We start from the raw sequence: 248 nt of genomic DNA, 5'->3' as shown, positions 1-248 counted from the left end.
ACCACGGCTACAGCCTCAACAAGAAGGTCCGTCGCCTCGGCCTGATCAGCGCCCTCAGCCAGAAGGCCAAGGACGGCAAGCTGGTCGTGCTCGACATGGCTGGTGGCGTCGAGAACGCCAAGACGCGCGTCGTCGCCCGGCAGCTTCAGGCGCTCGGCTGGAAGAGCGCGCTGGTGGTCGATGCCGTGGTGGATGAGGGCTTCGGCCGCGCGGTCCGCAACCTGCCGCATGTGCAGGTCATGCCGACC

Annotated in this window: 1 protein-coding gene; it reads left to right on the top strand. The window is 67.7% G+C overall.

Going from position 1 to position 248, the window contains the following annotated elements:
• Window positions 1-248 (top strand): 50S ribosomal protein L4 (rplD, locus tag ACSNOK_RS35520; protein WP_436784798.1); only part of this gene is annotated, 248 nt, incomplete at both ends.

The sequence above is a fragment of the Streptomyces sp. URMC 126 genome (assembly GCF_051386555.1).
In the GTDB taxonomy this organism is placed as follows: domain Bacteria; phylum Actinomycetota; class Actinomycetes; order Streptomycetales; family Streptomycetaceae; genus Streptomyces.
This window is presented reverse-complemented; position numbering and strand designations above follow the sequence as displayed.